The organism is Verrucomicrobiia bacterium, assembly GCA_019634625.1.
Lineage (GTDB): Bacteria > Verrucomicrobiota > Verrucomicrobiia > Limisphaerales > CAIMTB01 > CAIMTB01.
Genome location: JAHCBA010000053.1, coordinates 1 through 26,265 on the forward strand (window position 1 = coordinate 1; position 26,265 = coordinate 26,265).

The 26,265-nt window shown below is 66.5% G+C and carries 16 protein-coding genes and 1 pseudogene; 15 read left to right on the forward strand and 2 right to left on the reverse strand.

What is annotated here, in order from left to right; all coding sequences use genetic code 11:
• The first annotated feature begins 1,311 nt into the window (after positions 1-1,311).
• The 5 genes from KF833_21720 (at position 1,312) to pyrE (ending at position 7,328) form a co-directional block, all read left to right on the forward strand.
• Positions 1,312-2,835 (forward strand): glycosyltransferase family 39 protein, encoded by a 1,524-nt coding sequence (locus KF833_21720; protein MBX3747935.1) that lies wholly within the window; start codon positions 1,312-1,314, stop codon positions 2,833-2,835.
• Positions 2,836-3,186: 351 nt separating this feature from the next.
• On the forward strand, positions 3,187-4,440 hold the full coding sequence (locus KF833_21725; GenBank protein ID MBX3747936.1) for a DUF2029 domain-containing protein: 1,254 nt from the start codon (positions 3,187-3,189) through the stop codon (positions 4,438-4,440).
• On the forward strand, positions 4,441-5,229 hold the full coding sequence (locus KF833_21730) for a glycosyltransferase family 2 protein (protein MBX3747937.1): 789 nt from the start codon (positions 4,441-4,443) through the stop codon (positions 5,227-5,229). It abuts the gene before it with no gap.
• Positions 5,219-6,115 (forward strand): class I SAM-dependent methyltransferase, encoded by an 897-nt coding sequence (locus KF833_21735; protein MBX3747938.1) that lies wholly within the window; start codon positions 5,219-5,221, stop codon positions 6,113-6,115. The genes KF833_21730 and KF833_21735 overlap by 11 nt, the downstream gene beginning before the upstream one ends.
• A gap of 649 nt (positions 6,116-6,764) precedes the next feature.
• Positions 6,765-7,328, forward strand: a complete 564-nt coding sequence (gene pyrE / locus KF833_21740) for an orotate phosphoribosyltransferase (GenBank protein MBX3747939.1) — start codon at positions 6,765-6,767, stop codon at positions 7,326-7,328.
• Positions 7,329-7,349: 21 nt separating this feature from the next.
• On the opposite strand, the gene KF833_21745 is transcribed toward pyrE, so the two are convergent.
• Positions 7,350-10,541, reverse strand: coding sequence for a fused MFS/spermidine synthase (locus KF833_21745; protein ID MBX3747940.1), 3,192 nt, complete (start codon positions 10,539-10,541; stop codon positions 7,350-7,352).
• Positions 10,542-10,627: 86 nt separating this feature from the next.
• Here KF833_21745 and KF833_21750 point away from each other — a divergent pair, with 86 nt between their 5' ends.
• On the forward strand, positions 10,628-12,025 hold the full coding sequence (locus KF833_21750; protein ID MBX3747941.1) for a tetratricopeptide repeat protein: 1,398 nt from the start codon (positions 10,628-10,630) through the stop codon (positions 12,023-12,025).
• 43 nt (positions 12,026-12,068) lie between these two features.
• Entirely contained in the window at positions 12,069-13,574 is a 1,506-nt protein-coding gene (locus KF833_21755) for an alkaline phosphatase (GenBank protein MBX3747942.1), read from the forward strand.
• A 438-nt stretch (positions 13,575-14,012) separates the two neighbouring features.
• Here KF833_21755 and KF833_21760 read toward each other — a convergent pair whose 3' ends face one another.
• A complete protein-coding gene (locus KF833_21760; protein ID MBX3747943.1) occupies positions 14,013-15,332 on the reverse strand; it encodes a VCBS repeat-containing protein in 1,320 nt (439 codons plus the stop codon).
• Between the two features lie 343 nt (positions 15,333-15,675).
• Between KF833_21760 and KF833_21765 the strand changes: the two genes are divergently transcribed.
• From KF833_21765 to KF833_21800, 8 genes and pseudogenes are all read left to right on the forward strand, one after another.
• Positions 15,676-15,918 (forward strand): hypothetical protein, encoded by a 243-nt coding sequence (locus KF833_21765; protein ID MBX3747944.1) that lies wholly within the window; start codon positions 15,676-15,678, stop codon positions 15,916-15,918.
• 904 nt (positions 15,919-16,822) lie between these two features.
• A pseudogene (locus KF833_21770) lies at positions 16,823-16,918 on the forward strand (SEC-C domain-containing protein).
• A gap of 233 nt (positions 16,919-17,151) precedes the next feature.
• Positions 17,152-20,349, forward strand: a complete 3,198-nt coding sequence (locus KF833_21775; protein ID MBX3747945.1) for a fused MFS/spermidine synthase — start codon at positions 17,152-17,154, stop codon at positions 20,347-20,349.
• The gene (locus tag KF833_21780; protein ID MBX3747946.1) at positions 20,346-21,074 is read left to right on the forward strand and encodes a glycosyltransferase; all 729 of its coding nucleotides are present in this window, start codon (positions 20,346-20,348) and stop codon (positions 21,072-21,074) included. Before KF833_21775 ends, KF833_21780 begins: the two co-directional genes overlap by 4 nt.
• 44 nt (positions 21,075-21,118) lie before the next feature.
• Positions 21,119-22,816, forward strand: a complete 1,698-nt coding sequence (locus tag KF833_21785; protein MBX3747947.1) for an ABC transporter permease subunit — start codon at positions 21,119-21,121, stop codon at positions 22,814-22,816.
• A 4-nt stretch (positions 22,817-22,820) separates the two neighbouring features.
• Positions 22,821-22,991, forward strand: a complete 171-nt coding sequence (locus tag KF833_21790) for a hypothetical protein (GenBank protein MBX3747948.1) — start codon at positions 22,821-22,823, stop codon at positions 22,989-22,991.
• 24 nt (positions 22,992-23,015) lie between these two features.
• Positions 23,016-24,632 carry an ABC transporter permease subunit gene (locus tag KF833_21795; protein ID MBX3747949.1) on the forward strand — a complete coding sequence of 539 codons (1,617 nt, stop codon included), beginning with the start codon at positions 23,016-23,018 and terminating at the stop codon, positions 24,630-24,632.
• A gap of 117 nt (positions 24,633-24,749) precedes the next feature.
• Entirely contained in the window at positions 24,750-26,264 is a 1,515-nt protein-coding gene (locus KF833_21800; GenBank protein ID MBX3747950.1) for a hypothetical protein, read from the forward strand.
• Position 26,265 lies beyond the last annotated feature (1 nt).

Here is a 26,265-nt window from a genome sequence, read left to right on the forward strand (position 1 = left end):
GACTGTTCCGCTTAATGATGCAGGTTGGAGTTGTGTAGGCCAACTGTCCCCTGCGGGACAAAAATATCCATGGGTTTCCAGTGCGACATACGGCAGCTCGAGCTACACCACCACTTTTTGGTTATACTGCTATTACAAGTGCACCGCAACGAATTCCTCCGGGCTCACGAGAAATCTTACCGGAACGTTCTACCATGGCGCACAAACGACTGGTACCTACTGCTCTGGCGGCAGCATCTGAACTGAGTTGTCCGAATTATTAGTATTGATCTGCCTCAGAGACAGCCTATTCCCAGTCTCGACGGGCGGGCTTACAATTAGGCGCCCTTACGCCGAAATAGGCGAATTGGGGTAGCACACTTTCTGGCACCTGGCACCCCATGGCTGCGTAATCTGTAGTCATATCGAGGCCTGTATTCAGCAAGAGCATGACATACTGTACCCCATCCCTGCAAAAAAAGCTGGCGAAAGACCGTGCAATAAGCATGCCAACATTTGGGAAGTCGGAACTCTGCTCCATCGCGGAAACCCGCACTGGAAGTGCCTCTTCCATTACCCGACATCCGTTACTCATGTGAGTCATCGCACTAGTTCAGACGCGGTTGAAAGGAAGTTTGAGTGGCAAGGGAGCTCAACATCTTATGCAACAATAGGGTGTACCTTAGAGTCGACCGCGGAAATCGAGTCGGGCGCCAGAATGGAGTTGAGCCATACAAAGGGTTTTCATCGGTTGTAGAGCGTCCTAGACGCTTTGGCCGAAGCTGTCGTCCGTCAAGCGGGCTTTGCGCACTTCGGCTACCTGTTCGCTCGACCACGACGCTGTTTTCTCATGAATAGGGAATTCTTCTGCTCGAATGTCATGATGGTTTCGCTAAGCCAAAGGATATCCACTCCGAACGGGCTGCCATGCTTCATTCTTGCACTTCTTGGAGTCGCGAAGCTGGCTAGCCTCTTTTATGAATCGAGGATCCTGAGTGTGCGCGACCAGGTAACGGGCCTTGAGTTTCGACAGATTTTTTTACTTTTGGGCACGATCGAAGTAGTAGCGGCTTTCGCGGGCATGCTTTGGCTTTCGCGGTCGCGCACAGCAGCCTTGCTAGCCACTCTAGGAGCAATCTTTCTTGTGTATCGGCTTGTTGGGTGGTGGGCCGACGCAAATCACATTTGTCCATGTTTAGGTAACATTTTGGACTGGTTTCCCTGGCTTGTGCGGTTTCAGGACCGCCTTGTACTTGCAATTTCCATCTGGTTCGTTCTAGTTGGTTTGTGGAGCCTACTTGGAGGCGATTCCCGATTGGGGAGAATTGCGTCATGAAGCACATAGCAGGCAAATTGCAGGTACCCCTGATCATAGCAGGCGTACTTCTGATTATTGTCATGGCCGTGCCCTTCCGCAGCACCTTCGTGCTCGGCGGCGACGAAGGAATGGAACTCTGCAAGGCTCTTCTGTACGTCCACGAGCCAGGCCGGGTCGGAGACATGTGGAACGACCAGCCCTTCCTATATACCTGGGCACTCGGCGGCTTCATCCGAGTATTTGGAACGGAGCTTTGGCCGCCCCGCTTGGCCAGCTTGGCGATGACGGGTTTACTCTTGGCGATGATGTGCCGACTCCTGCCCAGGGAATCCCAATGGCCATCCTATTTGACGTGCGTGCTGATATTTATTACGTGGCCCAGCATTCCGGGCTTGTCGATGTCCGCGATGTGCGAATTAATTGCATTCTCAGTGGCCATGTGTGCGGTTGGCGTAGCAGTGACGCCCGAAGGCAACTTCCGGAGTATCCGTGCAGCGGGTTGTGGGCTGCTACTCGGCGTGGCGGTAAACATCAAGTTCACAGCTATAATCGTGATGCCTGCACTAGCAGCAACAATGCTATTCACAGAGACGAGACAGGCGCGGCATTGGCTTGTTGCTGGAGGGGCCTTCGTGCTTTGTAGTGCTGCCTTGGCTCTTGCATTGCCGCACGCCTCTTGGGACCTCCTGTGGAATTCCCACATGGAAGCCAGGAGTACGGCATTCGAGAAGGAGTATTCGAACATGGGCATCAACTGGACAGAGCTTCTAGATGCACCCGGAGCTTTGCTGGCGGCGGGCGTCGGCTTGGTCTCCAGCCTTAAATACAAAGGCTGGAGTAACCGTAGCTTTATATTCGCCACTGTCCTCCTTGCTACAAGTGTCCATATTTCTCATCGCCCTTGGTGGTGGTATTACAATGTCCATCTCGCGATTCCCATCTCTATGCTGGCCGCCCTGGGAATGAATTATTTGAGCCGGGCCGTGCGAAAGCAAAGGTTTCCACTCGACGAATGCGATGGAAGCAGACCTGCGAGGGTGCTTGGCCAAGTTGATGGGTCGGCAGCACTTGGATTGTTGGCAGTGGTAGCTCTGTGGGTCAGTTTTGGGGTTACCCTTTTCAGCCGGGAAGTGTTACTGGTGAGCCCAAAAAGCGCGAGGCACGACGACGAGCTACTTTCTATTATCGGGAAATATGCCGCAAGCTCGAAATGGGTATTCGCGAGAGGTCCTGGCCTCGTCTACGCCTTTCGTAGCGGCATTCCTATGCCGCCTGAGCTAATAATTCTGTCTCGAAAACGCTTTCTGGCCGGAAGGATTCGGGAAGAGGATGTCACCGCCCTTGTAGAACGCTATGACCCTGAGATGCTGCTTCTACCCAAGGTATCAGAGACTCCAACGATGGAGTGGCAGAATCTGCTCTCCGACCGGTACGTATTCGTGAGCGAGCACCCTTGGCTTGAGCTGTATGTTCACAAACGGCTCCACCCAGCAAAGGCCCCGAGCCCGGGAGGTGTCGCCGCGAGTCTTGGGTTATAGAACGCCCGAGACAGCCTAGTCGTCATCGCGATCATCGCGATCCTGGCGGGGATGCTCTTGCCGGCGTTGAGCAAGACGAAGCAGAGGGCGCGGGCGGTGCATTGGTTGTGGACGCCCTGCCTACAACCGGCACCCCAATCCGCTCCTGGACCTGCATCTGCCCCTGTTTCTGGAAGGGCAGGTGTCCCCAAATTTGGGGCTGGTTCTCGGCTTGCGGCCCTACCCCTCCGTCCTGCTCTACTAAGTCGTCATCGTCGGACTGGCGGTCTGGCTGTGGCGCCGCCTGCCCGCGGGCGATCCCGACACCCGACCTGGGTCGGCGTCCGTTGGGTCGCATGAAGCCGGCGAGCCATGCCCCAACCCGGACCGCATCCCGGGAGGAATCGCCTCGCCGACCACTCCAACCGGCGGAAAGGGGTCGCCCTCGACATGAGCCCGGACAAACCCGCCTTGCCTCCACCCGGGCCTGCCCCCGGGGCCATGCAGGTTGCGTGGGTTTATGTCCTGCTGATGGGATCGCTCCTGCTGCGGCTGAGTGTGCTCGACTATTCGAGCGGCGATTACCGCGCCTTTTTGAGCGTCTGGTACGACCATCTGGTCGAGCACGGACGCTGGACGGCCTTGAAGGACGATTTCAGCAACTACCCTCCGCTGTATCTGTATCTTCTGTCCCTCGCCACCTTCCTCCCGTTGCCGAAGCTCTACTCGATCAAGCTCCTCTCCATTGCCGCTGACTATGTCCTCGCCTGGTTCCTGTTCCGGATGGTCCGGTGCCGCTTTCCGGAGGGGCCAAGGCCCTGGGCGGCCGCCGGCGCAGTCCTCTTCCTGCCGACCGTCTGGTTCAACAGCGCGGTGTGGGGTCAATGCGATGCCATGTTCACCGCCGCACTGGTGGCGACCCTGTACTACCTGATGAGCGGGCGGCCGCTGGCCGCGATGGTGGCCTTCGGGCTGGCCGGCTCGTTGAAGCCTCAAGCGATCTTCCTGATGCCGTTTCTCGTGGGCGCCTTCCCGTTGATCCGCATCCCGTGGAAGCACGCGGCGGTGCCCGTCGGGGTCTATGCACTCGTCGGCCTGCCGGCGGTGCTGGCGGGGCGGCCGGTGCTCGATGTCATGCTGCATTGGGGCCGGCAAACCCCCTTCTTCCGAAAGCTCACCGTGGGAGCGACCAACTGGTACCAGTGGTTGTCCGACGCGCATTACGACACGTTCCATACGACCGGCATCGTCCTCACGCTCGTGGTGACCGTCTTCCTGATCCTCGCGATGCAGCAGCCCGCCTCGATGGATCGCCGGGCCTGGCTGGTGACCACGGCCACCTTCTCCACGCTGTTCGCGCCGTACTTCCTCCCGGGCATGCACGAACGCTACTTCTACGCGGCCGATGTCTTCTCCATCGCGTATGCCTTCTTCGTGCCGGGCGGCTGGAGGGTTGCCGCGGCGGTGCAGTGCTGTTCGTTCTTCACCTACCTGCCGTACCTGTTCGAGCGCGAGCCGGTGCCGCGTCCCTTCCTCGCGATCCTCATGACCGCCGCCCTGGTGCTGGTCGGAAGGGATCTCGTCCGGGCCATCGTACAGCCCAAACCCGAACCGGAGAGCGCGTGAATGGAGGCGACGCGCACACCCTCGACGACCAACACGGACGCCATCCGGGTCAACGTCACCGTGCCGGTCTTCAATGAAGAACGGCGCCTGAGCCGGAACGGTCCGCGGCTGCTGACGTTCCTGCGGGACCATTGCCGGTTCGACTTCGAACTGGTCATCGCCAGCAACGCCTCGACCGATGCCACAATCGAGGTGGCCCAAGCCCTGGCCGCCACCGATGAACGGGTGCGGGTGGTCCATCTGGAGCGGAAGGGGCGCGGCCGCGCCCTCAAGGCGGTCTGGACCGGGAGCCGCGCGGGGATCCTGAGTTACATGGATGTGGACCTCTCGACCGACCTGGCGGCCTTTCCTCCACTGGTGGAGTCGCTCATCGGCGGGGGCTTCGACCTGGCCGCCGGCTCGCGCCTGCTCAAGCCCTCCCTGACCTCGCGCGGTTGGAAGCGGGAGATGCTCTCGCGCAGCTACAACCGGCTGGTCCGGATGCTCTTTCGGACCGGCTTCTCGGATGCCCAATGCGGGTTCAAGGCCCTCACCCGGACCGCCGCGACGGAACTCATCCCCCGGGTCGAGGACGACGGCTGGTTCCTGGACACCGAACTGCTGATCCTGGCCGAGCGCTTCGGGTATCGGATCTTCGACCTGCCGGTCCGATGGGTGGACGACACCGACACCCGGGTGAGGATATGGTCCACCGCGATTGCCGACGTACGGGGACTGATCCGGCTGCGGCGCAGCCTCGCCCGCCACCGCGACCGCGACCGTCGTGCCTCTACCGTCCATGCAATCTGAGTTTCGAGCCATCCACCTCGATCTGGAGGACGAGCACTGGTGGTTCCGGGCGCGGCGTCGCTTGATCACGAGCCTGGTGACGCGAGCCTGCCCGGACAGGAATGCAGACGTGCTGGATGTGGGATGTTCCTCGGGAGCGACACTCCGGTCCCTGACAGGACTGGGGTACACACGGGTCCAGGGTATTGACATCAGCCCGGAAGCCATCGCCACCTGCCGACAGAAGGGAGGAGCCGATGTCACCGTTGGCGACGCAACCGCCATGCCCTTCGCAAGCCGGTCATTTGACCTGCTCATCGCCACCGACGTTCTCGAACATATCGACGAGGAAGAGAGAGCCTTGCGGGAGTGGCACCGGGTCCTTCGCCCATCCGGGGTCCTTTTGGTTCTCGTGCCGGCATTCCCGTCCCTTTGGGGACCCCACGATGCGGTCAATCAACACCGGAGACGCTACCGACGGGCGGAACTCGCGGAACGACTGAGGTCAGCCGGATTCGCACTCGAACGAATGTCGTACTGGAACATGTGCCTGTTCCCGATGATCGCGGCGCTTCGGCTGGCGCGGGGGCGCTTGTCCCGACGCCAGGGGGTCTCGGACGGGGCCACGCCGCGCGGGGATCTGCACCGCTCATCGGCCATTGGCGGCGCCTGCCTGCAAGCGATCCTTGCCCTGGAGAACGCGGCATTGGGATTGGGTCTTCGCCTGCCGTTCGGTCTGAGTCTGCTGGCCGACGCCCGGAGACGTCGCGATTGGGTGGGAGTGAAAGACTTGGGCGCCGGGGATGAGTTGCCCAGCCCAGCCGATGGCCCGCTCATCAGGCATCCCATCTGCGGGCGTCATTCCAAATCGACCGGCAATACCTTCCTTGGGCGGCCCAAGCCGTGAGCGCGGTGTCATCCGGCCTGCTCCTTCCCCGCTGCGTCCCCGACCGCCTCATTCGTTCCCGTCCCGCCCCATGAATCGACGCAAACTTCGTGCATATGCACGAAGTTTGCGTCCGTTTGCGCCCCCTCCCCCCCATACCGCCACCCCCCTAATCCTACCTCGAACCCAGGCCCGACCCGCCGCCGCCGATTCCCCCTGCCTCTTCATCTCATCCCCCTGAATCGCCCAAACCTGCGTGCATAGGCACGCCGTTTGCGTCCTTTTCCTCCCCTGACACCCCTCCCCCCGCGATGAATTTCAGCCCCCCCCCCTGCTCCACTGAATGCCACCGCCCCCGCTCTTCCCGCTTGTCGATCACCACCACCCCGCAAAGGGCGCATCTGCGAGTTGTCCGGAAGTCGCAGCGGATCGGGGTCGGGGCCGTGTTTCGCGGAGTTGTGGGGAGAGGCGCCCACTTCGCCAGGCGGCGCTTCGGAGGGCCGAGTTCCACGAGGCCGCAGCGGAGTGGTGCGATGGATTGAGGACTCGCGGAGCTCGTCCCTCCGATTCGCTGCCTCCCCCCCCCACGACTCCGGGATGCACCGCAACGCCCGGGCGCTGCGACCTCACCCTTCCCCGATGGCTGGCGCCCTGATTGACTCGGCCTGCGATGTCCACCGACGAAGTCCTCCATGTCTTCCGCAGCACCGGCGCCCTGCTGGACGGCCATTTCATCCTGCGCAGCGGACTCCGCAGCCGGCAGTTCTTTCAGTGCGCCCTCGCGCTCCAGGACATGCCCACGGTGGAACGTTTCGGCGCCGCCCTCGCCGACCCGCTCCGTTCCCTCGGGGCGCTCACCGTCATTGCCCCCGCCATGGGCGGCCTCGTCATCGGGCAGGAAGTGGCCCGGCAACTCCGCCTCCGTTTCATCTTCGCGGAAAAGGTCGAAGGCCGGCTCGCCCTCCGCCGCGGATTCCGGCTCGCACCCGGCGAACCGGTTCTGGTGGTCGAGGATGTCATCACCCAGGGCGGTCGCGTGCGGGAAACGCTCGACATCGTCCGCGCCCACGGTGCCCGTCCCGTGGGGGTCGGGGTCCTGGTGGACCGCTCGGGCGGCACTCTCGACTTCGGCGTGCCGACCCACAGCCTCCTCCGCCTGACGGTCGAAACGTTTCTGCCCGACCAACTCCCGGCCGATCTCGTGTCCGTGCCGCCGGTCAAGCCGGGCAGTTGAAGGGGCTTTCGCGGCTTTCCATCAGGGGCCAACGCCCGCTGCTTCCGCTGCGCTAGCCAGGGTTGCCTCGACCTTGCGAACCACCACCGCCAGCATGGGATTGTAGAACCGGCTTCCCCGCTCGAGGAACCGCCCCTCACGGGCCGCCCGACACCAGCCGTAGGCATCCTCGAATCGGTTGGCATGCCAGAGCAGGTCGATGAGGAGGTACAACACCCGTCCAGGCGCCTGGAAGTCGAGTTCGTACCGGCCCACCGCCGGCGCACCCGCTGACTGCAGAAATGAATCCGCGGCGAGCTGAACAAAAGTCGCCTCGTCCCCCACATCCCAGGCGATCTCCGCGAGGCGTAAGAGATGCGACTGCAGATGGGCGGGATCCGTTTCCACCAGCCGGTCCAGCACCTCGATCAATTCCTCGGTCGGCGGCTGGTAGAACGCCGAACGCAATGCCCGGTACGCGTGCATCAGGTGCCGTGAGTAGATCCGCAGCGGTTCCGGCTCCGTCGCCGCCCGCTCGAACAATTCGTCCCGCACCTTCCGCATCCGCAATGCCTCGAGCTCCGACACCGGCAGGGGCTGGTCCAGCTTCCCCGAGAACTCGACGGCCAGCAGCGACGACGGATCCAGCTCCCGCCACCGCTCGGTGATCGACCGCATGATCCGCGGCGGCGGCAGCTGGTGCGAGGTGTGGAACAGGGCGAACGACTGCGCGTCGGTCACGGTCAGCGGATTCTCCTCAAGATGCCGCCCCACCAACAGCCGCGGTCGCGTCGAGGTGGCCTCGTTGTAATCATCGACCAACCGCGAGAATGCCCGCACGAAGAACGCCCGTTCCGCCAGGTACTCCAGCCGTGGATAGAAATCGCTGTGCGCAATCGCATCTTCCGGCGCCAGAAACGGCGCATTCGACTCGGACACGAACTGGAGTCCGAGAAGCACCGACAACTGAAAGATGTCCGCCCGCCGCAGATCCGCCGTCACCGCCGGCTCGTCGAACCGCTGCTGCGTCGCCTCCAGGTCGTATCGCAGGGGTTCCGCCGAAGCCACCAGCAGCAGATCGCCCGGCAGCGTCTGCCACAGCGAGAAGAACGGAAACACTGAGCGGACGGTCGCCAGCACCGTGTTCACCGCCTCCTCGCTGGTCTCGTAAATCTGGACCCACTGCACCAGCACTCCCCCAGGCTTCAAACTCGCCAGGCAGGCTTCGTAGTACTCGACACTGAACACCCCCGACACCCCGGCCATCCACGGATTCGACGGTTCGCTGACGATCAGGTCGTACTTCCGCCCCGACGTCCGCAGAAACGACTTCGCATCGTCCAGGATCACCTCCACCCGCGGATCCTCCAGCGCCCGGTCGTTGAACGGCGCAAAATGATCCCGCGCCGCGATGTACACGTCCGCCGAAATCTCCACTGCATCGAGCCGTTCGACCCCGGGATGCGTCAGGATCGCTCCGCAGGTCATCCCGCTCCCGATGCCCACCACCATCGCCTCCTTGATGTCAGGCTTGAGCAGCATCGGGATGTGTCCCGCCAGCAACTGGGTCGGCAGATCGCCCCGGCTGGTCGCATCGGCCTTGCCGTTCACCCGCAAGGTCAGATCCACCACGCCGGTGACCCGGTTGGTCCACCCATGCACCAGCACCGTCGAACCCGGACCGTCCCGATGATAGAACACGATGACCTCGTTGATCATCTGCCGGTATTCCGCCAGCGTCCGCGGCGGCGTGCCCAGCCGCCACAGCCCCAGCGACAGCGCCCGGTCCCAGGTCGGGCTCAAGGCCACGTGCGCCAGGCCGATCAGTCCCACCACCAGCACGGGCGATCCCCACACCACCGCCGAACGCATCGCCACGTTCCGGCGCAGCAGCACGGCCAGCGCAATGACCAGGTTCAGCCCAACCCCCAGCGCAAAGGCCTTCGCCAGCCCCAGCATCGGCAGGAATACCAGCCCGGTCAGCGCCGCCCCCAGCACCGTCCCCAGGGTGTTCACCGAAAAGACCAGCCCCACACTCCGCCCGGTCCTCGCCAGCTCCGAGGTCGCCACCCGGCTGGCCAGCGGCAGTGTCATCCCGAGACACAGTGACGGCACAAACATCACGGCAAAGCACACCAGCAACTGCAGCCCCTGGTACACCAGGTGGTTCGCCGGCTCCCGCGCCACCACCGTTCCCAGCCGCACGAACCAGTACGGCAGCAGATGATAGAAGAACATCGAGACGAAGAGCGTCACCGCCAGCGCCAGCTCCGCCCACCCAAACGCATCGAACACCCGCCTTAACCGCCGCCAGCGCCCGATCACCCAGGCCCCCGACGCAATCCCCGTAATGAAGGTCACGAGCATGATCGAAAACGCATGCGTGGACGACCCCAGCGCCAGCGCCAGCACCCGCGTCCAGACGACCTCGTAGAGCATCGCCACGAATCCCGACAACCCCGCTGCCACGATCGCCAGCCGCAGTTCCCATGGCGAATACACCTCCTCCGCCGTGGCGTCCCCGGGTGCCGGCCCCTCCGCCGGTTCTTTCGCCTGTTCATCCGCCGCCACCTTCCCAGCCGTCCGCACCTCCCGCCCTTCCTGCAACCCGGCACTCACCACCAGCGCGACGGCCGCCACCACGCCGTTGATGACCGCGCCGCCAAACACCGTGGCATCCAGCCCCATCGACGGGATCCACCAGAAGTCCGCAATCAGGATCCCGGCCACCGCCCCCAGGCTGTTGATGAAGTACAACCCCGCCACCCGCTCCCGCAACTCGCCCAGCGACCGCGTCACCAGCTTGGTCAAGACCGGCAGCGTGCCGCCCATCAGCGTCGCCGGCAGCAGAATGGCCGCGAAGCTGAACAGAAACTTGAGCACCAGCAGCCACTGGCTTCCCGGTGCCACCCCGCTTCCCAATGCCACATATCCCCTCTGGCACAGCTCGTAGTACACGGGAAAAAAGAGCGCGTAGAGCGCGATCCCCACCTCCAGCCACCCATACACCGCCAGCGGACGCGTCGTGCGGTCCGCAAACCGGCCGAACCACCAGTTCCCCAGCGCCAATCCCCCCATGAAGGCCACCAGCACCGCCACCACCGCGTAACTCGTATGCCCCAGCAGCAGCGACAGATACCGCGCCCAGGCCACCTGGTAAACCAGCGCCGCCGCACCCGACAGCAACAGACAAATAAAAGCGGTGGGATAGATCCACCGCGCGGAGAGCTTCATGCCCGGCCAGCTTACCGGCCCCCCAAAACCCGCCGCAACGCGCGATTTGGAATCCGGCATCCGACAGGTTAACCTGCCCCCGTCCTATGCCGGAAAAGTCCCTCCCCGAAATCCCGCGCCCCCTGCGCGAACAGTTCGAACGCGGCATGGTCGCCTACCACAAGGAGAACCTGGACTACGCCATCGAGCTGTTCACTCTCACCCTCCAGAAGGAACCCGCCTTCTACGAGTGCCGCGAGGCCCTCCGCGCCGCCCAGTTCCGCCGCTCCGGCAACCGCTCGGGCTTCTTCAAACGCCTCCTGGGCCAGGCCTCCCCTTCCCTCGCCAAAGCCCAGATCGCCCTCCGCACCAACCCCCCCGACGCCCTGCACCACGCCGAACAGGTCCTCAATTCCGACCCCCGCCACGCCGCCGCCCACGAACTCCTCGCCCGCGCCGCCATGGCCGCCGGACTCCCGCGCACCGCCGTCCTCTCCCTCGAAATCGTCTTCAAGAACGATCCCTCCAATCGCAGCGTCGCCCTCCGCCTCGCCCAAGCCCTCGTCGCCGCCGGCCAGATCTCCCGCGCCGACCGCATCTACGCCGATCTCCTCGCCGCCAATCCCGCCGACCTCGAAGTGGCCCGCGCCTACAAGGACCTCGGCGCCAACCGCACCCTCTCCAACAAGGGCTACGCCGCCCTCGCCGCCGGCGACGGCACCTACCGCGACGCCCTCCGCAACCCGGGGGAGGCCGCCGCCCTCGAACAGGAATCCCGCCAGGCCCAGCCCGCCGACGCCTCCGCCGCCCTCCTCGCCGAATACGAGGCGCGCCTCGAACGCGAACCCTCCAACCTCAAACTCCTCCGTTCCATCGCCGAACTCGCCGCCCAGCGCGGCGACCTCGACCGCTCCCTCGAAACCTACCGCCGCCTCGCCGCCACCGAGGGCCGCTCCGATCCCTCCCTCGACAAGGCCATCGCCCAGGTCCAGCTCCTCCTCTTCGACCGCCGTCTCGCCTCCGTCGATCCCGCCGCCCCCGACGCCGAGGACCAGCGCGCCGCGATTCAGCGGGAACGCGACGACTTTGAACTCGCCGACTGCCGCGAACGCGTCGCCCGTTATCCCTCCGATCTCGCCCTCCGCTACGAACTCGGCGAACTCCACTTCCGCGCCGGCCGCCTCACCGAGGCCATCCAGGAACTCCAGAAAGCCCAGGCCCATCCCAACCGCCGCACCTCCGCCCTCGCCCTCCTCGCCAAATGCTTTGCCCGCCGCGGCATGTACGACATCGCCAGCCGTTCCCTCCAGACCGCCATCAAGGAACGCCCCGCCTTCGACGAGGAGAAAATGGACCTCGTGTACGAACTCGGCTGCGTCCTCGATAAAATGGGCCGCCCCGCCGAGGCGGTCGAACAGTTCAAACTCATCTACGAAGTCGATATCGGCTTCCGCGACGTCGCCGCCCGCGTCGATGCCTACTACGCCAGCCAGTCCGGAGCCTGAAAACCTTGAACCCCTCCCCCACCCTCCCATCCTCCCTTGCGTCATGCTGACCCGTCGCCGTTTTCTCCAGGTCTCTTCCGTCGCCGCCTCCGGCTCCGTCGCCGGTTGCGCCGCCCCCTCCCGCACCGCCTCCCAATCCGCACGTCCCTCCCGCCCCGCCCGCCTGGGCCCCGGCGCCCCCCGCCGCATCATCCTCGTCGTCTCCGACGGCATGAGCCTCGGCACCCTCTCCTGTGCCGATCACCTCTCCCAGCTCGAACATGGACGGGAACTCGCCTGGCTCCGGCTCCTCCGGGATCCTGCTGCCCACTCCGCCCTCATGGAGACCCGTTCCCTCGATTCCCTGGTCACCGACTCCGCCGCCGCCTCCTCGAGCTGGGGCTCCGGCGCCCGCGTCCTCAACGGTGTCCTCAACGTCAATTCCGCCGGCCAGCCTCTCGTCCCCATCTACACCCTGGGCAACCAGGCCGGCTGGGCCCGAGGCCTCGTCACCACCACCGAAATCACCCACGCCACCCCCGCCGGCTTCGCCGTCGCCGTCCCCGATCGCGATCATGGCGAGGACATCGCCGCCCAATACCTCCGCACCGGCATCCAGGTCCTCCTCGGCGGCGGCCGCAACCACTTCGATCCCGCCCGGCGCAAGGACGGGCACGACCTCTTCGCCGAATTCGCCGCCGCCGGCTACTCCGTGGCCCGCAATCGCTCCGAATTCCTCGCCGCACCCTCCAACTCCCCCTGGCTCGGCGTCTTCGCCACCGGACACCTCCCTTACTCCGTCGATCATCGACAGCAGCCCGATCTACAACGCGACGTCCCGACCCTCGCGGAAATGACCGCCCGCGCCCTCGACCGCCTCCTCCCCCACGACCGCTTCTTCCTCCAGGTCGAAGGCGGCCGCGTGGACCACGCCTGCCACAACAACGACGCCGCCGGCGCCCTCCGCGACCAGATCGCCCTCGACGACGCCCTCGAAGTCACCCTCGACTTCCGTCAGCGCCACCCCGAAACCCTGGTCGTCGTCACCACCGACCATGGCAATGCCAACCTCGGCCTCAATGGCATGGGCACCCGCTATCGCGACAGCTCCGCCTGCTTCGCCCGCGTCGCCCAGGTCCGCGCCTCCTTCCCCATCCTCCTCGAACGTCTCCGCAAGGATCCCACGCCCGCCGCCGCCGCCGCCGTCCTCGCCGAATCCACCGGCTGGAAACCGGACGAAACCCAGGTCGAGCCCTTCCTCCCGTTCCTCGACAAGAAAGGTTCCACCCTCTACGGCCAGATGAACTCCGACGTCGCCGCCCTCGGCCAGCTCCTCGCCAATCACCTCGGCATCGGCTTCACCGGCACCGCCCACACCTCCGACCTCGCCCCCCTGGCCGCCATCGGACCGGGCGCCGACCAACTCCGCGGCTTCCTCCGCAACACCGACCTCTTCGACATCTTCACCCGCCTCGCCGGCATCGATTACCGCAACCCTTCCGAACCCCTCGTCGCCCAGCGCACCCGCATTGGCGGCATCGAGGATGTCGCCTCCTACGCCCGGGCGTAAGGCGGGCGGAGGGCGGAGGGCGGCGTCAGCGTTCGTCTCAATGCGCTCGTTGCCAGTGCGGAGGCAGCGGTTCGGAGGGACGAGTCCTGATCCCATTGTTCCACCCCCTTGCGGCCTTGTGGAACTCGGCCCTCCGATTTCACACCCTCGCTTCACTTCCGGAAGGACGAGCGAGTCCATGCATTGCGGTTCATCCAAGGGTCATCCCCTGGGAACCCGGCCCGCTCCGACGGCAGGCATCTCGGCGTTCACCCCTTGAACAACGCCTCACGGACCCGCCCTGCGGACACACCTCATACCACCCCACCGGCCGCAGGTACCCTGTCAGCTCTCAGCCTTCAGGCCTCAGGTCTCAGGCCTCAGGTCTCAGGCCTCAGGTCTCAGGCTTCAGGTTTCAGGCTTCAGGTTTCAGGTCTCAGACTTCAGGTTTCAGGTCCCCTACCTCCCCGCCGCCTCAGTCCACACCCTCGGCTGCGCCGCCTCCCACTCGGACACCGGAACCCGACGCACCTTCTGGACGTGCAGAAACAGCCCCTTCTTGTTCCCCACCACGATGTCCAACCGGCCATTCCCGGTGACGTCCGTCGCCATCACCTGCGTGCCCACCCCGGAATCGTCATCGACCAGGTACGGCACAAAATCCACCGTCCCGCCCGCCTCCCGCACCAACCGGAACCAGTACAGCACCGCCGGCGCCCCCGGCTCCGGATCGCCCGTCGGACCGTGCGCCCAGAACCGCTTCCCCGTGATGATGTCCTTCAAGCCATCCCCGTCGATGTCCTGCAGATCGATCGCGTGGAGTTGGGAGAACTTCACCCCGTACCGGTTCTCACCCGGTTCCTTGTTCATGAAGGTGTTCTCCTCGAACGTGATTCCGCCCTTCCCATCCGGCACGTTCCGAAACCACGCCAGCCCGAACCCATGCCCGGCCAGCGAGGTGATCACGTCGTTCCGACCGTCCCCATCGACGTCGTAGGCGTACATCTGCGCCCCGCCCGTCCCGAACAGGTACGGGTGATGTCTCCAGACGGGATCGCCCTCCAGCGACGCCGGTTGCTCCCACCAGCCGTCCTTCTCGATCACGTCCAGCCGCCCGTCGCCGTTCACATCCCCCACCCCCAGCCCATGGGTGAACCGATGGTAGTTGCGGTTCGGTGACAGGTTCCGCCACCGCCACGGCTTGCGCGGATCCGCGGGGTCCGGCGACGCCCACCCGTACGACCCCTTCGAACTGCACACGATCTCCTTGCGGCCATCCCCGGTAAGATCCACGAACGTCGGCGACTCGTTGTCGGTCACGTCCAGCGCCAGGTGCCGCTTCCAATGCCCCGTCCCCCCGCGCGGATTCTCGTACCACCACGACTCCGCCCCGGGAAATCCCAGCACCAGCACGTCCGGCCAGCCGTCCCCATCGATGTCCTCCACGTACGCGATGAAGTTGTCCGAGTAGGTGTTGTTCTTCCCGAGCCCCCCTTCGTACCCCGGAATCGTCTCCTCCGTGCCATCCGCCCGCTTCACCTTGAAACTCTGCGTCGCCGGATAGATCTCCCGGCGTTCCTTGAACTCCGGCCCCGCGTACCAATACGGGCCGCACACGATATCCTGGTGGCCGTCGCGGTTGATGTCCCCCACCGCCGCCCCCTCCGCCCAGAACTCCTGCGTCAGCACCCGCCGCTCGAAGCTGATCAACTCGCGCGTCCCGGCCCCGGCCGCACACGACAAGGCCACCAGCCCAACCAGCGCCATCGGGATCTTCATGCGCCGACACTGCGAACTCCCCCCACCCCCGGTCAAGCCGCCGGGGACCTCAAGATCGTCGGGACTTCCGTGCATATGCACGCCATTTCCGTTCATTTGCCTCACCTCTCCGCCCGAGCCTCCATCCCCCTCCCTGCAACCCGCCACACCCACTCCATGCCGTCCCACCCTCCCAAAATCGTCGGGACTTCCGTGCATATGCATGCCATTTCCGTCTATTTGCCCGACTTGGTCGCATCTCAGGTCCTTGGAACCTGCCCAAACCTCCCCTCGTGGGTTCTCGTACTCAGCCCGAAGGGCGGTCCTCGTAATCGTCCTCGAACCCGCAGGCACACCTTTTCGAGTGCCGCCTTGTGGCGGGCCCGATGGGTTCGATCTTGTTCGAACCTCCCATTCCGCGTGGGAACTGGGGGGGCGAGGGCAGGGGCAGGGGCAGGGGCAGGGCGATTACGATTACGATTACGATTACGATTACGAGTACGATTACGAGTACGATTACGAGTACGAGTACGATTACGAGTACGAGGCCTGCTGCAAAAAACTGAGATGTGCCCCCCCCCGATCGACGCACCCTCTCGCGCCTTGAGGTTCACGCGACGGCTCTGAGACACTTGTCGTGAGGCACGCAAATCTCGATGCAACACACTCTCGAACTGCTCTGGCTCCCGGGGCGTACGCCCGACCGGGCGGAACCGCGCCTCCGGGTTCGGCTTTCCGATGGCCCGGCACCGGCATCGGTGGACGATGTTCCGGTCGATTTCACCCTGCGCGTCTGCGGCCATGCGAGGTGCCACTGTTTGAATGCTCAGCTTTCGCCCGTGCCGCCGGAGGACGGAGTCGAGCGAAAGCCATGGGGGTTTCCACATAACGTGTGGCTCGATCTCGAAGGCAGGACCCTGCGCCAGGCACCCGGTTCTGAAGAGGACCCGGCCTTCCATCGCCTCGACCGGACGATCCGCAGCCAGCTCACCGATGCCGACCAGCAGCGACTGCGGGAGTGGTACCTGGCCGAGAAACTCGACCTGATCCACACCGCCGAACCCGAGACGATCGGCTTCGAGAATCTGCCCGATTCAAGCTCGGGCCTGATGATCGGATTCATCGAGGTCTTTCCCTTGGGCCTCACATTTCAGTTCAGGGTCCAGGACGAGATGTGGGCTGTGAACGACCAGTTCTGCGTTCAACCCGGCTGCACCTGCACCGGAACTATCCTGTCGTTCTTGAAGATGCTCGATGGGTCCGGAGTCCCGCCCGGGATGATCCGCAAACCGCCTTCCGTGCGGTACGACTACGCCACCCGAAAGATGGAACCCCTCAATCCCTGGACTCCCGGAACACCCCCTCCAGGGAGCCTCATGGACACCCTCAGGAGAGAAACTCCGAAACTGGACCAGTTTCTTCAACTCCGTCACTTGATGCTCCAGCAACTGTACCTCCGGCATCGCCTCGATCGCGCCGTCTCCACCGCCAGATCCCTCCAGGTCATCCCCGGCCCGAAGACGGGCCGCAACGAGCCCTGCCCCTGTGGCAGCGGACGCAAATTCAAACACTGCTGCCTGAACAAGAACCGGCCCGCCCCGGAATAGTGGCAGGGATCGAACGAACCCTCTCGTTTCCCGGTTGGATGCACTCACCGATGCACTGACCCCGCTCCCCGCGGCGCACGCACGACAAACCCGGACTGGCGACGCGCTCCGCAGCTCGGCTAGCGTCGTCGCATGTCCGTTCCACCCGTCCGCGCGGCCGCCCTGACAGGGCGCCCGTCCATCCCTCCCGGGAACCTCTCCCGGCCCGGCGCGAACGGAATGTCTCCCCGCCGATGACCCCCTCCTCCCCGCTGACCGCGCCCTCGCCTTCACCCGCCTGGCGCCTCCCCTTCCTGGGCACCCTCCTGCTGGCGTCAGGCGCCTGCGGTCTGATCTATCAGACCGCCTGGCTTCGCGAGTTCCGCCTCATCTTCGGCGGCGCCACACCCGCCACCGCGGCCGTCCTTGCCGTCTTCATGGGCGGCCTCGGCCTGGGGGGCTGGTGGTTCGGCCGCCGCGCCGAACGGTCCCCCAACCTCCTTCGCCTCTACGCCGGCCTGGAACTGGGCATCGCCGCGACCGTCGCCATTTCCCCCTTCCTGCTCGACCTCGTTCGGGCCGTGTACCTGAAGACCGGCGGCGTGCTGATCCTGGGCCCGACCGGCGCGTCGTTGGCGCACCTGCTCCTGACCGTCGTGGTCATCGGCCTCCCCTGCGTCCTCCTGGGCGGCAACCTGCCGCCCGCGGTGAAGTGGGTCGAATCCGATGCCGATCCGCAGCGGGGCGCGCTCGGAGTGGTGTACGGCTGCAACGCCATGGGAGCCGTCCTCGGCGTCCTCCTCGCCACCTTCTGGGCCCTCGAAAATCTCGGCACCCGCTCCACCCTCTGGATCTCCGCCGCCCTCAATGCCGTCCTCGGCCTGGTCGCCCTCGCCGTCGCCCGCCGCGACCCCGGCGAACCGCGCCAGGCCCCCGCCCCCGTCGAATGGCAGCCCCGCATCCTCCCGCCCAAGGCTCCGCCCCGCTTCGTCTATGCCGCGGCGGCCCTCACCGGCTTCATCTTCTTCCTCATCGAGCTGGTCTGGTTCCGGATGCTGACTCCGTTGCTGGGCGGGACGGTGTACTGCTTCGGCCTGATTCTCGCGATGGTCCTGTTCGGCATCGCCCTCGGCGGCTGGCTCTACCGCGCCCGCATCGCGTCCGTCCCGGGACGCGTGAACCTCGGAACCCTCGCCGTCCTGGCCACCCTCCAGGCCGCCGTGATCGCCCTGCCCTGGGCCCTCGGCGACCGCTGGGCGGTCACCTCCTTTCACCTCCTCCAACTGAGGTCCCTCGGCTTCAGCGGACTGACCTTCGGCTGGGCCGTCACCGTGGCGGGTGTGGTGCTGGCGCCGGCCATCCTCGCCGGAATGCAGTTCCCGCTCCTCGTGGGACTGCTCGGCGAAGGACGCCGCGACGCCGCCCGGCAAGTCGGCGCCGCCTATGCCGCCAACACCGCCGGCGCCATCGCCGGCTCCCTGCTGGGCGGGTTCCTTCTCCTGCCCTGGCTCTCCGCCCCCGGCTGCTGGCGGCTCGCCGTGGCGCTCACCCTCATCCTCGGGTTCGTCGCCCTCCTCCTGTGGGAACGTCCCTGGGCGACCCTCCCGCTCGCCGCCACCCTCGCCAGCGGCGTGGCTGCCGTGGCCCTCGGTTTCCATGCCATGGGCCCCACCGCCGTCTGGCGCCACACCGCGCTCGGTTACGGCGTCATTCTCAACCTCCCGCCCGCCCCGGCCGAACTCGAAGACCAGATGCGTGCCCACCGCCGCCACCTCGCCGCCGAGTACGAGGGCCGCGAATCCAGCATCGCCATCGCCCGCGGCGACGAGGGCTGGATCCTCTTCTCCAACGGCAAACCCGACGGCTCGGCCCTCTCGGATGCCGGCACCCAGATCATGCTCGGCCTGATCAGCGCCATCCAGCATCCGGACCCCCGCTCCGCCTTCGTCATCGGCCTCGGCACCGGCACTTCCGCCGGCTGGATCGGCGACGTCCCGGGCATGGAACGGGTGGACGTGGTGGAACTCGAGCCCGCCGTCGTCCAGGCGGCCGCCACGTTCTTCGGCCCCGTCAATCGCGACGCCCTCCTCCAGACCAACCTCCACGTCACCCTCGGCGATGCCCGCGAAGTCCTCCTCGCCACCCGCCGCTCCTACGACCTCATCGTCTCCGAACCGCCCAACCCCTACCGCGCCGGCGTGGCCAGCCTCTTCACCCGGGAATACTACCAGGCCGTCCGCCAGCGCCTGAATCCCGGCGGGATCTTCAGCCAGTGGCTCCAGGGCTACCAGCTCTCCAACGAGTCGGTGCAGATCGTCTATGCCACCCTCCTGTCGGTCTTCCCCTATGTCGAAACCTGGGTCACCCAGGCCAACGACCTCGCCTTTGTCTGCCACCTCGAACTCCCCGCCTATCCCCTCGCCCACATCACCGAGCGCCTCCGCCAGCCCCTCTTCGCCGAGGCCACCGGCCGCGCCTGGCTCTCCGGTACCGTCGAGGGTTTCTTCAGCCATTACCTCGCCGGACCCGAAACCGCCCGCCGCATGGCCGCCAGCGCCGTCACCCTCAACACCGACGACCGCAACGTCCTCGAATACGGCCTCGCCCGGAACCAGCTCGGCGAAGCCGGCTTCCGCTACCAGGAACTCCTCGCCGAATCCATCGCCGCCATCGACGACCTCCCGCCCCACCTCCGTACCGCCCTCCATCCCGACCGCGTCCTCGAATCCCGCTTCTACTTCCTCACCCAGGACCGCACCGTCTCAGACCTCCCGCCCGGCGCCGAAGGCGCGGTCCTCCAGCGTTCCCGCGCCATCCTCGCCTGGGCCCAACACCGCCACGACGAGGTGATCTCCCTCTGGACCGGACCCATCACCTCGCCCGCCGAACAAATCATGCTCGCCGTCTCCGCCGCCCGCGCCAGCACCCCCGAACACGCCCAACCCCTCCTCGACGACCTCGCCCGCAACTGGCCCGCCGAAGCCCAGATCGCCACCGCCTGGCTGGCCTTCCGCCACAGCGACCCCTCCGAGGCCGTCGAACATCTCGTCCACGCCTTCAACCTCATGCGAACCCACCCCTGGGTCACCGGCGATTCCCTCTCCAGCGTCGTCGATCTCACCGCCCAACTCGCCCCCAACCGGCCCCAGGACGCCGAACGCCTCCTCCAGGCCTGGTCCACCCCGCTTTCCGTCGGCCTCCTCGCCCGCTCCGCCCCCACCATCTGGTACCGCCTCTCCACCGTCCTGCCCCCCGCCCGCCAGCTCGAAGTCCTCGACGCCATCGGTCCCGATTTCCCCTGGACCCGCGACTTCCTCAACCATCGCCGCTCCGTCCTCGAATCCATCGACCACCCCTTTGCCGCCCAGGCGCGTCGCGACCACGAACGTTACCTGCGCCAGGAAGGCCGCCTCCTCGCCGACATCCTCCCCCCGCTCCCCTTCGGTCCATGACCGTCTCCATCGTCATTCCCGCCTTCAACGAGGAGCGCCTCCTGCCCCGCACCCTCGCCGCCGTCCGCGACGCCCTCCCCGCCTTCACGGATCGCGGCTGGAACCACGAGGTGGTGGTCTGCGACAACAACTCCTCCGATCGCACCCCCGACCTCGCCCGCGCCTCCGGCGCCCGGGTCGTCTTCGAACCCGTCAATCAGATCGGCCGGGCCCGCAATGCCGGCGCCGCCGCCGCATGCGGCGACTGGCTCCTCTTCCTCGATGCCGATTCGATCCCCACCCGGGCCCTCTTCGAAGACGCCGCCAACGCCATCGCCTCGGGCGATGTGCTCTTCGCCGGCGCTGTGGTCCGCCTCGACGAAAACCTCCCCCCCATCGAGTCTGTCCTCGTCGGCTGCTGGAATCTCGCCAGCCGTCTCTTCCGCTGGATGGCCGGCTCGTTCATCCTGGTCGAAGCCGCCGCCTTCCGGGAGGTGGGCGGATTCCATCCCGACCTCTACGCCGCCGAGGAACTGGACCTCAGCCGCCGCCTCAAAGCCCTCGCCCGGCGCCGCCGCAAACGGACCATCATCCTCACCCGCCATCCCCTGGTCAGCTCCGCCCGCCGCCTCAAACTCTATCCCCGCCGGTACCTGCTCCGCTTCTTCGCCCGCGGACTGCTCCGCCCGCTGTCCACCCCGCGCGACCGCGAAGCCTGCGCCATGTGGTACGACGGACGACGCTGAACCGTTGCCATGAACGGCCGCGTTGCGACGAAGAATCTCCCTCCTTGAAGGCGCTCCCCATCGTCGATCGCGAACTCCGCAGCGCCGCCCGGCGCCGCGGCACCCACGGTGGCCGCTGCACCGCCGCCGCCCTCGGCCTCGTCACCGCCTCCGTCCTCCTCTGGGCCACCGGCCACGAGGAACCCACCACCCAGGCCCATGTGGTCTTCTTCGCCCTCTCCGCCCTCGCCCTGCTGCTCGCCCTCCTCGGCGGCGTCCTAGGCACCGCCGACTCCGTGAGCGGGGAGAAACGCAACGAAACCCTCGGGCTCCTCTTCCTCACCCCCCTCCGCAGCCACGATGTCGTCCTGGGCAAACTCGTCGCCCACTCCGTCCGCTGGCTCGATGCCCTCGTCGCCCTCCTCCCCGTCCTCGCCCTGCCCCTCCTCCTCGGCGGCATCGCCCCCGGCGTCGTCGCTGCCATCGCCCTCACCCTCCTCAATACCCTCTTCCTCTCCCTTGCCCTCGGCCTGCTCGCCAGTGTCCTCGCCCGCGACGCCCGCGCCGCGGTGGGCGGCACCCTCGGCGTCCTCGCCTTCCTCACCCTCGCACTCCCTCTCGTCCGCTGGGGCCTCGTCGAATGGCTCAGCCCCGCGTCCACCCCCCTTTCAAACACCCGCGCCGCCCCCTCCTTCCGCTGGCTCCTCTGGCCAAACCCCTTCACGCCGTTCCTGGCCTCCATGGAATGGATGCGGCGCGGGACCGCACCTCCCGGAATCCTCTGGACCAGCCTCGCCATCCAGCATGCCCTCGCCTGGTCGGCTCTCGTCGCCGCCTGCCTCGCCCTGCCCCGCATCTGGCGCCATGGCACCGAACCCGCACCCCAACCCGGCCCCGCCACCCATCCCTCCCCCGACCTCGAGGCACTCCGCGCCCGCCGCAGTCCGGTCCTCAATCGCGACCCCTTCGCCTGGCTCATCCTTCGCGATCCCGTCCCGACCGGCATCGTCTGGACCGGTCTCGCCGTCCTCGCCTTCCTCTGGGCCTCGGGCCTGGCCGAACTCGGACGCGAATGGCTCCAGGGCAGCCTCGGCCTGGCCGCCTTCTTCCTCGCGGCGCTCTGGCTCAAGGCCGTTCTCGCGACCGTCGCCACCCGGCACCTCCACGAACACCGCCACAACGGCGCCCTCGAACTCCTCCTCTGCACCCCCCTGCACGTCGAAGGACTCCTTCGCGGACACCGGCACGGACTCGAACGCTGGATCGCCGCGCCGCTCGGCGCCGTGCTCGCCGCAGGCGCCCTCCTCTTCGCGGTCGGCTGCACCCTGGAAGCCTCCCACGCCACCCGGTGGGAACTGGCTTTCCTATTCGTCGTCCTCGCGGCAACCCTGATCCTCGACCTGCACACCCTCGCCCGCGTCGGCATGACCCTCGGCCTCCGTTCCCGTCGTTACATCAGCGCCCTGGCCGGAACGGTCGCCGCCGTTCTCGCCCTCCCCTGGTTGCTCTTCCTCCTCGGTCTCGTCGGGTGGCTGTTCTGGAACGAGGCCTTCCCCCACCCCACCCGCTCCTCCCCGGGCCCGTATTCCCTCGTCGGCGCCTGGGCCGTCACCAGCGCCGCCGTGAACACCTTACTTCTCCTCTGGACGCACCGCCGCCTGCCGCAAGCCTTGCGCGAATTCGCCGTGGGCCGGTATGCAGAAGCCCGGCACACGGTGGAAATCCCGATCCCAGTCCGATCCGTTCCTTCCACCCCGGCCTGACCCTATGCAGTTCCGCTTCCGACGCGATCCCGAACGGGACCGGTGGTACCTGCTGCCGGCCATGCAGCACGGCGCCCGCCGGAAGTTCTACCAGCGCCTCGCCATCGCCATCCTCGTGGGGGGCCTGACCGCCGGATTGGTCGGCACCGCGATCTACCTCGCCAACCAGCCCTGATCGCCAACCCTCCCCGACCCCGGCATGAAGTTCCTTCCCATCGTCGAGCGTGAACTCCTCATCGCCGCCCGCGGCCCCGCCGCCTACCGCTGGCGCACCGGCGTCGCCGCCGCCGGACTCGCCTTCGTCGCCCTCATCGCCGGCCTTCAGTCCGCCCGCGGCATCCCCGCCCCCGCCCAGGGCATGGCCATGTTCCGCGCCCTCATCCTCCTCTCCACCCTCTACGCCTTCCTCGCCAGCGTCGCCGTCACCGCCGACTGCATCAGCCGCGAAAAACGCGAAGGCACCCTCGGCCTCCTCTTTCTCACCGACCTTCGCGGCTGGGACATCATCCTCGGCAAGCTCGCCGCCAATTCCCTCAACACCATCTACGGCCTGCTCGGTCTCCTCCCCCTCCTCGCCCTCCCCATCCTCATGGGCGGCGTCTCCATCGCCGCCGGCGTCGGCGCCACCGTCGCCGTCGTCAACCTCCTCTTCGTCTCTCTCAGCCTCGGCATCTGCGTCTCCTCCCTGAGCTGGGACGAACGCCGCGCCACCTTCGCCGCCCTCACCGTCGGTCTCGTCCTCCTCGTCGGCCCCCTCCTCCTCGCCGGGCTGGGCACCTACTTCGGCCAGCCCTCCACCCATGCCTGGCTCGTCGCCGGCCTCAGCCCCATTTACCCCCTGATCTCCGGCATCTCCCTCACCGGCGCCAACGCGGCTCCGATCGCCCTTCTCCCCTCCCACCTCCTCGGCTGGGCCCTCCTCGCCATGGCCAGCCTGCTCGCCCAATCCACCTGGCAAAGCCGCGGCGACGCCGGCGCCCGCCGCACCGTGGATGACCGCGTCTTCACCCCGCGCCATCCCGCCGCCCGGGCCGGTCACCGCCGCCGCACCCTCGACGTTCACCCGCTCGTCTGGCTCCTCGAACGGCACCCCGGCAAACGCTTCTACGCCGACGGTCTCGTCCTCGCCATCGTCCTCATCTGGGCCTGGGGATTCCGGACCTACGGCACCGACATGTTCGGCGGCCCCACCTGGTTCCTCATCGTCCCCCTCGCCTTCACCGTCCACCTCATCCTCACCTCCTGGGTGGTCGCCGAATCGTCCATGCGCCTCCTCGAAGACCGCCGCTCCGGCGCCCTCGAACTCCTCCTCTGCACCGCCCTCACCGACCGCGATCTCATCCGCGGCCATCGGCTCGCCCTCCGCCGCCTCTTCCTCCGTCCCGTCCTCCTCCTCGCCGCCGCCGAGGTCTTCGTCGCCTTCACCGGGTTCGGCACCTCGGACGACGCAGCCGCCCAGAACGGACGCTGGCTCATGCTGGCCATGGCCTCGGCCATCCTGCTCGACACCCATGCACTCTCCTGGATCGCCCTCCGCCTCGCCACTTCCCTCTCCAGCGTGAACCGCGTCGGGCTCGTCGCCCTCGCCATCACCCCCTTCGGCCCCGCCCTCCTCGCCGCCCTCACCATCACCCTCGTCTCCCTCTTCACCCGCGGCGGTTCCCTCGTCTCCTTCCCCACCGGCCTCGCCATCTGGTTCGGCTGGGTCGTCGTCGTCGATCTCGTCGTCGGCTGGGGACTCTGCCGCTCCTCCCTCCTCCGCGGCTTCCGCGAAACCGTCTGCCACGCCGAACACCGCGCCAACACCACCGCCTGATTCCCGGTGGATTCCCCTTGCCTTGGGTCGGAACGGAGTCACACACAAGAGACCCCATGGGAAGGCGCCTCGCCCGGCATGCAGCCGGGCCGACCGCCCTCCCGGGCAAAATCTCTCATGACGCATCGACGCAGCTTCCTTCGCCTGGCGGGCGGCGCGGCCGCCCTCGGTTCCCTGTCTCCCCTGGGCTTTCTCGGAGGTCTTCCCACAGTCTCCGCCGAGGAAGCCCGCATCGGACCCGAGGGGGTCCGCCTTCATGCAGGCATCGAACCCCTGGTCCGGCTCCTCGAGGACACCCCCCGCGAGCGCGTGATCGGGGAGGTGGCCATGCGGCTGCGCCAGGGTGTCACCTATCCCGAACTGCTCGCCGCCCTCCTCCTCGCCGGCGTGCGCAACATCCAGCCCCGTCCGGTCGGCTTCAAGTTCCATGCCGTCCTCGTGGTCAACTCCGCCCACCTCGCCAGCATGGCATCCTCCGACCGCGACCGCTGGCTGCCCATCTTCTGGGCCATCGACCAGTTCAAGAGTTCCCAGGCGCAGGACCGCGCCCAGGGCGACTGGACCCTCGCCCCGGTGGACGAATCGCGCGTGCCCCCCGCCCACCGGGCGCGCCAGGCCTTCATCGAGGCCATGGAGAACTGGGACGAAGCCGCCGCCGATGTGGCCATAGCCGGCCTCGCCCGCACCGCCGGAGCCCACGAACTGTTCGACCTCTTCTGCCGGCTCGGCGTCCGCGACTTCCGCGACATCGGCCACAAGGCCATCTATGTCGCCAACAGCTTCCGCACCCTCGAGGTCATCGGCTGGCACCACGCCGAACCCGTCCTCCGCTCCCTCGCCTACGCCCTCCTCGATCGCGGCAACGACCCCGGCAACCCCGCCCGCAGCGACTACGCCGCCGACCGGCCCTTCCGCTCCAACCTCCCCAGGCTGCGGGAGTTTCCCGCCTCCTGGCTGGCAGGCCGGCGAAGCCCCGAGGCCGCCCGTCACCTCATCGATGCCCTCCGCACCGCGTCGCCCGAAGAGGCGGGCGACCATGTCGTCCGTGAAGTGCGTGGCGGCATCGCGCCCGAATCCCTCTTCGAGGCCTGCCTCGCCGCCGCCGGCGAACGCATGATCCGCGCCCCGGGAATCGTGTCCCTCCATGCGGTGACCTTCACCAATGCCGTCCTCTACGCCTGGACGCGGTGCTCGGATCCTGCCACCCGGCGCCTCCTCCTCCTGCAGAATGCCTCGTTCCTTCCCCTCTTCCGCGGGACGCCCCGCGAGGGAGGCGTCCGCATCGACGACTTCCAACCGTTGCCCCTCGAGGCCACGGCACCGGAACAGGGCCTCGACGAGGTGTTCGCCGAAATCGGCAACGACCGCCTCCGCGCCTGCCGCAAACTCCTCGCCTGGCTCGAAACCCACGCCGATTCCGATCGCGTCGCCCGGGCCGCCCGCCATTGGATCTTCCTCAAAGGCCGCAATTCCCACGACTACAAGTTCAGCTCCGCCGTGCTCGAAGACCTGGTCCACCTCGGACCCGCCCTGCGCCACCGGTTCCTTGCCTCAAGCCTCTTCTATTTCCGTGGTCCTTCAGACCCGGACAATCCGCTGACCCGGCAAACCCAGGCCGCCCTCGCCTCGTGAT

Coding starts and splice junctions, on each gene's coding strand:
- KF833_21720 (MBX3747935.1), top strand. CDS start 1,312: ATGAAGCACATAGCAGGCAAATTGCAGGTACCCCTGATCATAGCAGGC.
- KF833_21725 (MBX3747936.1), top strand. CDS start 3,187: ATGCCCCAACCCGGACCGCATCCCGGGAGGAATCGCCTCGCCGACCAC.
- KF833_21730 (MBX3747937.1), top strand. CDS start 4,441: ATGGAGGCGACGCGCACACCCTCGACGACCAACACGGACGCCATCCGG.
- KF833_21735 (MBX3747938.1), top strand. CDS start 5,219: ATGCAATCTGAGTTTCGAGCCATCCACCTCGATCTGGAGGACGAGCAC.
- pyrE (MBX3747939.1), top strand. CDS start 6,765: ATGTCCACCGACGAAGTCCTCCATGTCTTCCGCAGCACCGGCGCCCTG.
- KF833_21745 (MBX3747940.1), bottom strand. CDS start 10,541: ATGAAGCTCTCCGCGCGGTGGATCTATCCCACCGCTTTTATTTGTCTG.
- KF833_21750 (MBX3747941.1), top strand. CDS start 10,628: ATGCCGGAAAAGTCCCTCCCCGAAATCCCGCGCCCCCTGCGCGAACAG.
- KF833_21755 (MBX3747942.1), top strand. CDS start 12,069: ATGCTGACCCGTCGCCGTTTTCTCCAGGTCTCTTCCGTCGCCGCCTCC.
- KF833_21760 (MBX3747943.1), bottom strand. CDS start 15,332: ATGAAGATCCCGATGGCGCTGGTTGGGCTGGTGGCCTTGTCGTGTGCG.
- KF833_21775 (MBX3747945.1), top strand. CDS start 17,152: ATGACCCCCTCCTCCCCGCTGACCGCGCCCTCGCCTTCACCCGCCTGG.
- KF833_21780 (MBX3747946.1), top strand. CDS start 20,346: ATGACCGTCTCCATCGTCATTCCCGCCTTCAACGAGGAGCGCCTCCTG.
- KF833_21790 (MBX3747948.1), top strand. CDS start 22,821: ATGCAGTTCCGCTTCCGACGCGATCCCGAACGGGACCGGTGGTACCTG.
- KF833_21795 (MBX3747949.1), top strand. CDS start 23,016: ATGAAGTTCCTTCCCATCGTCGAGCGTGAACTCCTCATCGCCGCCCGC.
- KF833_21800 (MBX3747950.1), top strand. CDS start 24,750: ATGACGCATCGACGCAGCTTCCTTCGCCTGGCGGGCGGCGCGGCCGCC.